General features: G+C 66.8%; 7 protein-coding genes. 1 reads left to right on the top strand and 6 read right to left on the bottom strand.

The genetic code is table 11. The features are described 5' to 3' along the window. Positions 1-95: 95 nt before the first annotated feature. Positions 96-467, bottom strand: a complete 372-nt coding sequence (locus tag ACE37B_RS20765; protein ID WP_409925242.1) for a hypothetical protein — start codon at positions 465-467, stop codon at positions 96-98. Between the two features lie 10 nt (positions 468-477). Continuing rightward, complete coding sequence (locus ACE37B_RS20760) at positions 478-864, bottom strand: hypothetical protein (protein ID WP_409925241.1); 387 nt, start codon at positions 862-864, stop codon at positions 478-480. 186 nt (positions 865-1,050) lie between these two features. Between ACE37B_RS20760 and ACE37B_RS20755 the strand changes: the two genes are divergently transcribed. After that, positions 1,051-3,603 (top strand): LuxR C-terminal-related transcriptional regulator, encoded by a 2,553-nt coding sequence (locus ACE37B_RS20755; RefSeq protein WP_409925240.1) that lies wholly within the window; start codon positions 1,051-1,053, stop codon positions 3,601-3,603. A gap of 194 nt (positions 3,604-3,797) precedes the next feature. On the opposite strand, the gene ACE37B_RS20750 is transcribed toward ACE37B_RS20755, so the two are convergent. The 4 genes from ACE37B_RS20750 to ACE37B_RS20735 all read right to left on the bottom strand — a co-directional run bounded on the left by ACE37B_RS20750 (position 3,798) and on the right by ACE37B_RS20735 (position 8,194). Beyond that, positions 3,798-4,313 carry a hypothetical protein gene (locus ACE37B_RS20750; protein ID WP_409925239.1) on the bottom strand — a complete coding sequence of 172 codons (516 nt, stop codon included), beginning with the start codon at positions 4,311-4,313 and terminating at the stop codon, positions 3,798-3,800. Positions 4,314-4,455: 142 nt separating this feature from the next. Then, the gene (locus ACE37B_RS20745) at positions 4,456-5,334 is read right to left on the bottom strand and encodes a carbohydrate kinase family protein (RefSeq protein ID WP_409925238.1); all 879 of its coding nucleotides are present in this window, start codon (positions 5,332-5,334) and stop codon (positions 4,456-4,458) included. A gap of 744 nt (positions 5,335-6,078) precedes the next feature. Beyond that, on the bottom strand, positions 6,079-7,626 hold the full coding sequence (locus tag ACE37B_RS20740; protein ID WP_409925237.1) for a hypothetical protein: 1,548 nt from the start codon (positions 7,624-7,626) through the stop codon (positions 6,079-6,081). Next, entirely contained in the window at positions 7,613-8,194 is a 582-nt protein-coding gene (locus ACE37B_RS20735; RefSeq protein WP_409925236.1) for an RNA polymerase sigma factor, read from the bottom strand. The genes ACE37B_RS20740 and ACE37B_RS20735 overlap by 14 nt, the downstream gene beginning before the upstream one ends. Positions 8,195-8,259 lie beyond the last annotated feature (65 nt).

Here is an 8,259-nt window from a genome sequence, read left to right as displayed (position 1 = left end):
GTGTTGAACAGCTGGGGTCAGACCCCACGTGTTGAACAGCTGGGGTCAGACCCCAGGTGTTGACGGCGGCAGCATGAGCGCTCCGGGGCTGTCGTTCAGGCGGGTCCGACGATCGCCACGGACGTAGGAACCGACGGGTCGTAGCGAACGCTGAGCCGTGTCCCGGGCACGAGTCCGGCCACGCCCGCCGCCCCCTGGACGGTCGCCGTTGCAGGAAACGGCGCACCAACCGATGGCATCACCAGCAGGTCGACCTCGCACAGTTGATTCGCGTTGATCATCGTCGACGTATTGCGAATCGCCGACACCGTCGCTGTCGCAGCCTCGCCCGTCGACATCAGCGTCGCTTGATCGGCCATCTGCGACATCTGGGCCGACGCCGCTCGCATCTGCGCCGCCGGATCGAAGTGCTTCGACGCCTCGCGACCAGCCTGCTGGAGCTTGCGAACATCCTTGAAGAAACCCATCGATCAGCCCTCAGCCGACACCGCGCCACAGGGCACCGAAGCGCGTCCCCACCGTCGGGTTGGTCTGCATACGAGCGTTCCAGCCCGCCACGGCTTCATCCCACGACGCCTGATCGACACCATGCTCCGCCGCGATCACCGGCGCCAACGCTTGATCACCACCGCGATCGTTGAGGGCGCGAGAGATGTCGGCGTACAACTCGATCGACACCCCGGCGATCGGCTCGAAATCACCACCACCGGTCGCGGCCGCCGCATTCGCAGCCGCGGCGGCTGCAGCCTGCTGAGCGTGTGCTGCGTCGATCTGCGCCTGCTGCATCGCTTGCGCATTCTGGATCAGGTCGGGAGCGGCAGCGACCGCGTCCTTGGCCTGCTTCATCTGCTTGAACAATCCCATCGAGGTCTCCTTGGGTCAGGCGGTCACCGGTGTCACCGCGCGATCTCAGCGTGCGCGCAACACCGACGACCCGTCATGAGTAGTCGCTACTCAGCCCGAACCCGCCCGACCGTGATCATCACCACGTCGAGCCCAGGCCCGACCGAACTCGACGCGCCGAGGTGCCGTGGCGAATACTGTGACCTCATGCTTGGTGCAGCATCTTCGGACTGGCCATTGGTCGGTCGCGCTGGCACCGTGTCTCGATGCCGCACGTTGCTCGATGTGCAGCGGGGCGTGGTTCTCGCCGGACCAGCCGGCGTCGGCAAGACACGGATCGCCCGAGAGGTCGCCGACCTCTACGAGGAGTCGACCACCGTCGTTCGGATTGCCGCCACGACCTCGCAGAGCATCGCTGTGGGTGCCGTGCTGCAGTCCGCGACCGGCGCGACGCGCCCGATCCTCGTGCTCGATGATGCACATGAGCTCGATGACGACGCCGCCGCCGTCGTGCACTCGCTCGTGACCCGACAGCAGGTCACACTCATCACCACGGTGCGGACCGGTGAGACGGCACCGCACGCCATCACTGCGCTCTGGAAGGACGACCACGTCGAACGGATCGACCTTGCGGATCTCACCCGCAACGACGTCGACCAGGTGCTCGACCTGGTGCTGGACGGGCCGATCGCCGCGCCCTGTCGCCGCACGTTCTGGGAATCAACACACGGGTCACCGCTCACGTTGCGCGAACTCGTTCGCTCCGGACTGAACGATGGAACGCTCATCCACAGCGAGGGCCTCTGGCAGTTGACCGAGCAGCCACACTCGACGCGGCTCGACGAGATCGTCGGAGCGCGTCTCGACCTGCTCGCCGACGACGCTCGCGGCGTGGTCGAACTGGTAGCGCTCGGCGAGCCCCTGGGATTCGTCCCGCTCGTGGCCCACGTCGGTATCGATGCGTTGGTAGCGGCGGAGGACTCTGGCCTCGTCGAGGCCGTCACCGACGAGTTGCGACGAGACGTTCGACTGGCACATCCGATCTACGGCGACGTCACCCGTCGTCAGCTCGGTGAAGCTCGCAGTGCGCAGCGATGCCAGCAGCTGCTGTCGATCATCGAGACGACCCCGATGCGACGTCGCGATGACATCGTCCGTTCGGTGACATGGCAGTTGCGTGCCGGCGGCACGGTCGTATCCGCCGACATGGTCCTCGCCGCCCGACGTGCGCTCTACGACAACCAGGAACGACTTGCCATCGAACTCGCTACACGCGCGCTCGAGGACGACGCTGTCGAAGCTGCCCTGATCCTGAGCGGGGCGTTCGTCGACAGCGGACGACCACGGCAGGCCGAACGCGTGCTCAGCAACATCGACGCAGCCGATACCGCGTGCTCCGATGCCGATCGTGCGCTGGTCGCGATCCTTCGCGCCCGTGCGATGTTCTGGGGTCTCGGTGACGCTGCGGCGACCGAGGCCCTCCTCGTCGCTGCGGAGCGTCGCCTCGATCCCGGCCCATGGCGTGACGAGATCCGGGCGACCCGAGCGCTGATGGCCTCGAATCAGGGCCAGGTCGGTGTCGCGTTGGAGTTGGCGACGCCGTTCCTGGATGGCGAACGCTCCGGCCGTACGTTCGTCACGGCGAGCATCGCCGGCACGTGCGCGCTGATGCTCGTGGGCCGCTGCAATGACGCGAAGGAACTCGCCCAGGACGCGTTCGCCGCCTGTAGCGCCCTCGACGGCGAGTTGGCGCTGACCGACCCCGGCATCTTCATCGTGTCGCAGGCGATGGCGATGTCGGAAGCTGGTGAGCTCGCCGATGCCGAGGGGCTTGCTCGAATCGCCTACGACGTCTCGGTCGCTGACGGGCTGCGGGTCGGCCAAGCATGGTTCTCGATGATCCTTGGCCGCGTGCGCATGATGCGCGGGGCGCTCTCCGATGCCGTCGAGTTGTTCACCGAAGCTGCAGCGGCATTCACTGCACTGCATCACGATGGCCCTCGTCGGTGGTCGCTGGCCGGTGTCGTCACCTGCTCAGCGATGCGCGGTGACGCCCAACGCGCCGAAGCGGCGTGGGCGGAACTCGAGTCGGTACCCGATCATCCCGCCAAGATGATGGGCGTCGAGGTGCACCGCGCGGAGGCCTGGCTCTGTGTCAGCCGCGAGGAGCGAGCTCGGGCGGCCGACCTGCTCCGAGCGACACTCGACGAGGCGGTTGCGGCCGATTCCATCGTCCTCGCCAGCGGTGTGCTGCACGATCTCCTCCGCCTCGACGCTCCGGTGTCCCTCGACGAATGGGCGCCCGTGCGCGAGTGTCAGGGCCCGTTGGTTCCGCTTCGTCTCCGGCTCGCGGAGGCGAACTCGGAGAACGACCCCGACGCCCTGGAATCGGTCGCTGCCGACTTCGCCGACATCGATGCGGACCTGTTCGCTGCCGAAGCCGCGCTGATGGCCGCGGACCTGTTCAGCGAGCGCGGCGACAAGCGGTCCGCTACCCGTTGTCGGCGATCGGCTGCTGCTGCCCAGGCGGCAACAGGGGAGGAGTGGCTGGTGACGCTCGATCGCCCGACACGACCCGTCGAGGTGACCGACCGAGAACTCGATGTCGCGACTCGGGCAGCGCAGGGCCTGACGAACCGGGAGATCGCCGAGAATCTGGGCGTCTCGGTACGAACGATCGAGAATCACCTCCAACGCGTCTACGAGAAGCTCGGCGTGTCGGGCCGACGCGACCTCAAGTCGGCACTGGCGTTGTCCTGACTCGCGATCGTGCACCCTTCAGCGTCGGTCTCAGTCGACTCACCCGGACGTTGCAAGGACCACGTCGGCCGCCCGTTCATCCTCCGTTGGTTGACCATGTGGCCCCCTGAGGTCGAGGTCTGCCACAGGATTGGGGTACTTCTGCTCCCGAACGAACGCAGCTCGGTGGGGCCGCGGGGTCGGCAGCGAACGCGTCAGTCGGCGCCTTGACCGGCAGCCATGGCTTCCATCGTGAATCGCTGGAACTTCTTGGTGTCGAACGCGACGACCAAGCGAGCGTCGGTCTCGATGATCACCCGGTGCGGCGAATCGAGGAACTTCTTGAAGCTCTGGCGGTACGGGTCATCGGGTTGCTGATCGACACGGGAAAGGGTGGTGTAGAACCACTCCTTCAACTCGTCGAATCCCGGATCGCCGTTCGCATGCACGACCGAGTCACCCTTGAACGTCGCTGTCTTGCCGCCGGTGTTGATCACGATTCCGGACTGTGGCCGGGAGCGCAACGCCGGCACGCGCTTGCGACGCTCGGCGCAGGTCGTGAAGAACTTCCCGTCGTGATACACGAACGCGACGACCACTCCGACGGGATACCCCTCCTTCGTGGTCCAGTTGAAGACGCACTCGCCGCCAGCGGCGAGCATCTCGGCGAGCGCGTCGTCGTCGAGACGCATCGTGGTCAGATCTTCGTAGTCGACTTCCTGATCGGACATGGCGTGATCCCTCCGTGTTCGCAGTGTGGCGCGTTGATGCGCGGTGGTGAACGGCCGACGGCGAGTGCCGGTGGCGCTGCCACTCTCGCGGGTGATCAACGCCGCGATCGTGTCGGAACGCGTCCGATCGTGCGCGGCTCGATCACGAGATCTGGGTGTCGAGTCTCGTTGTCGTCAACAACGTGTGCGCGCAGCGATGCGCGGACGCACACGCGGCGATCGGGTCGACTCGCCAGTCGGCGGCGAGGAAGCCCGCGGCGAACGCATCGCCGGCTCCGGTCGAGTCCTCGACGTGAGCGATGGAGATCGCCGGGACGGCAAGCATGAACTCATCGACCTGATCGCTACCGGGGACCCGGATCACGGCGGGCCGCGGACCGTCCTTGACCACGGTGATCGCATCGAGAGCGAGCTCGGGCAGACCAACGGCCGCGGCCTCGTCGTGGTTCGCAAACACGACCTGCGGCTCGAGGCTGGCGACGAGGTCACGGACCGCGCTCGCGCCGAAGGCACGCAGCAGTGCCGTCGACGACAAGTCGACCGTGACGGCGATCGACCGGCGGTGCGCCCAATCCACGACGGTTCGCGCCGTCGCCGCCGTCGCTCCGTCGGCGAAGGAATACAGCGGGACGTGCAGCGTCGTCACACCGTCGAGCCACTCGGGCTCGGGATGATCGAGTGCCGTACAGGTGCGGCGATCGGTGAGCATCGTGCGTTCGCCGTCCTCGTCGACGAGGACGATGATGGTGCCGGTCGTGCCGGCGTGGCGCACATGTGTCGTGTCGACGCCGAGCGAGTGCAGGTCCGCGACGAGGGCGTCACCGATCACATCGTCTCCGACCTGGCCGAGGAAGCGCACCGCACCAGGCGGCGCTCCTGCAGACCGCGCCGACGCAGCGACGTTCGCCGCGCTCCCACCGCGACGGCGGGTGATGATCGACGCGGTGTCGGACGCGACGTTGATCGGCCCGCCCAGGCGGACGACGACGTCCTCGATCAGATCACCCAGCGTCGCCAACACCGACTCGATCGTACGCCCTCGCGTCACGACGACCGGAAGGACCGACGAGAAGTCTGGCCGCCGTCGGGGTTCGAGAGCGGTGTCGACCGACACGAGACGACGTTCACATGCGCGAGGCCCGCGACGGAGGAGAACCAAGCGTCCTGGGCGCCAGGCGCTCCTCGGCAATCCCGTCTTGGCGCGTTCGGAGGGCGCACCACGGTCGGCGCAGTACCGCCGCGTCGCTCACGAGGACAGCAACCCTGACGAGTCGCGCCATGCCGAGCGCCAGCATCAGATACACGACGAGCGCACCGTAGAACGCGGCACGCGCGCCTTCGGTGGTCCCCGCCGAGGTGGTCTCCGGCCGAGGTGGCTCCGGCCGAGAGTCCGACCCCGCTGAGCGGGTCACCTGCGGTCGTGACGTTCACGTTGAGCACGACGATCGCAGCGATCGCCGCCGCCACCCAGTCCGCCCACACGGGGATGCGATTTCAGAGACCGGCCACGGCCAATGATCGCCCAGCGTATCGACAGCCGCAGCGCAGCTCGACCATCGAACCGGACCCGTGATTTCGTGGCGCGGGACTTGGGCCGGACTGTGCGGGACGATCCGACTTCGGGTGCGGGTTATTGATCGGCCTTATCGAGTGCCCTGGACCGGTGGGAAGCCACGGGCTCAGGCGTACATGCGCCACCGGACACCGGCGCGGATTGTGGCTGCTGTGTGATGCCACACATCTCGGGTTCCTGCTGGGGGGTGGGTCAGCAGGGGCTTGCCTCGACGCGTGTCGCTCGCCAACCGTCGGCAGTTGCGGAGACCTCGATTACGGTGACCAGGTTGCCAGTGTCGTTGTACCGCTCGTATCTATGGGCGCCACTGGCCGTGATGGTGAGTTCGTCGTAGCCGAGCTTGAACAGGGTGCTGGCTGTATCGGTGTTGAGGAACGCGGCGAGTGCGTCATCGGGACTGGAGGCAGTCGGGCTGCCCGCGAGCGTCTCATCGCTCGGTGGCGTGTCGCCGCAGGCGACCGGTTTGTCGGTTGGGGCGGAGGCGACTTCGGTGCGCGACACGATGAGCGTCGTGGGTTCGGGAAGCGTCGACACAGGAGCTGAGAGGGCCTCATCGCGGGTGGGGAACGCTGGCTGAGCAACGTCGTATCGTTCGGTCCAGGTGGCCTCGTCGACGAACTCGATCGAGCGGGCGAACTCCATCGCGACGTCGGCGCTGGAGGCGCCCCCGACGTTCGCCCACGTGGTGTCGCTGGCTTGCCACATCACGTTCGAGGCGGGGCCCTGGTCGTACAGCCAGCCGCCCGTGCCGTTGATGTCCACCTGTTGGAGGTCACCGGCTTGGGCGTAGACGATGAGTGGATTGCGAACCTCGACCCACACGGTGATGCCATCACCATCGACGCCGACGCCGTCCCTGGCACGGGTGAAGGCGTTGAGGGACCCGAGCGGCAGTCGTTCTGGCGGTGCGATCACTTCGTAGCCGTCGGGCAACTGGCCGATCCCGAACGTGACTTCGCCATCGTCGTCGACTCGTTGCCCGTACACGGGGAACTCGCCGGCCGCTTCCAAAAACGAGATCGGGTCGAGACCCGACACAGTCACCGTAGGTGTGCCTGGCAGCACCACGGTGGTGATCGCCGGCGATCCGTTCTCGACGTAGATCTCCACCGGGACTCCGGCCACGGTTGCCTGTTGCGGTGTTCCTCGAAGCTGGTCGCTGGAGGCATCTGAGCGGACCGACAATGCGATGCCGTCGCGCAGCAGGTCACCATCGCGTCGAGCGACCAGTGCCTCAGCGGCGGTCGCATTGTCCCACCCGAGTTGGCCGCCCCACATCGCCGAGGCTGTGGGAGCGGTCGGCCACGAATCGGAAACGACGCCGAACTGATCTGGAGCGAGAGCGCTCGCAGGCAGCGCCGGCACCTGCGACGGCGTTGCGGTGGTCGCCGGGGTCGTGGTTGCGGGCTGCTGTGCCGGCGCCGGTGCGTCTGCGGGACGCTGAACAGCCAACAGCCCGACCACCAGGATGGTCACCGCTGCTGCCGCTCCTGCGAACAACCAGATTCGAGACGGCGCACGATCCTGCCGTGGGGTCGTCAATTCGAGCAGCAGACCGCTTGCCCCGGGTTCATCCGCCGACGTGGGCGCGTCGTTCGGGAGGTTGACGTGGCCGGTGGTGATGAAGTGGATCAACCGGTCGCGCTGGACGCGTTCCCAAGATCGTGAGCGCGGCGACGGCGGGAGCAGTTCACGCAACCGCCGGTCAAGTTGGTCGTCGTTGAGTTCATCGAGTGACATCAGTTGCTACCTCCACGTCGGTTGGCTGGTCGCCAGTGTGGTTTCGGATTCGTTGTCGGGCCCGGTGCAGCCGTGTGCGGGCAGTTTCGGGCGGGATGCCGAGCACGGCGGCCGCAGCAGTCGGGCTGAGTTGCTCCCACGCCACCAGCAGGAGCACGTCGAGCTCGTCCGCCGACAACGTCAACAGTGCGTCACGCAACGCCAACAGGTCCGCTCGGGCATCGATCTGCGACGCGATATCGAGCAACGGCTCACCGGGAAGGTCGCGGCGGCCACCGAGCCGCTCGAGCGCTGCATACCCGCGCGCTCGCCCCCTCAGCTCGCGACGCACCAGGTTCGCTGCGATGCCGTACAGCCAAGGCAGGGCATCCCGTGTGCCGAGGTCGAAGGAGTCGCGACGCTCGAACGCGATACGAAACACCTCGGCGGAGACATCGTCAGCGGCACCGAACCCGACCCTGGCGACCGCGAACCGTCGGATCGCATCGGAGTGACGATCAAAGATCGTGGCGAATCGGACCGGCACATCGATCGAGGCAGCGATGATCTCGGCATCCGTTGCGCTCATACCCCATTGTTGCCCGAACGCCGTGCGAGCGTTTCAGGAACTTGGAACCAATCGGCCCTGTTGTC

The sequence above is a fragment of the Ilumatobacter sp. genome (genome assembly GCF_046290335.1).
Classification (GTDB): Bacteria; Actinomycetota; Acidimicrobiia; order Acidimicrobiales; family Ilumatobacteraceae; genus Ilumatobacter_A.
The sequence above is the reverse complement of the archived record's forward strand: the minus strand, read 5'-3'. Positions and strand labels throughout refer to the sequence as shown.

Coding starts and splice junctions, on each gene's coding strand:
- ACE37B_RS20765 (WP_409925242.1), bottom strand. CDS start 467: ATGGGTTTCTTCAAGGATGTTCGCAAGCTCCAGCAGGCTGGTCGCGAG.
- ACE37B_RS20760 (WP_409925241.1), bottom strand. CDS start 864: ATGGGATTGTTCAAGCAGATGAAGCAGGCCAAGGACGCGGTCGCTGCC.
- ACE37B_RS20755 (WP_409925240.1), top strand. CDS start 1,051: ATGCTTGGTGCAGCATCTTCGGACTGGCCATTGGTCGGTCGCGCTGGC.
- ACE37B_RS20750 (WP_409925239.1), bottom strand. CDS start 4,313: ATGTCCGATCAGGAAGTCGACTACGAAGATCTGACCACGATGCGTCTC.
- ACE37B_RS20740 (WP_409925237.1), bottom strand. CDS start 7,626: ATGTCACTCGATGAACTCAACGACGACCAACTTGACCGGCGGTTGCGT.
- ACE37B_RS20735 (WP_409925236.1), bottom strand. CDS start 8,194: ATGAGCGCAACGGATGCCGAGATCATCGCTGCCTCGATCGATGTGCCG.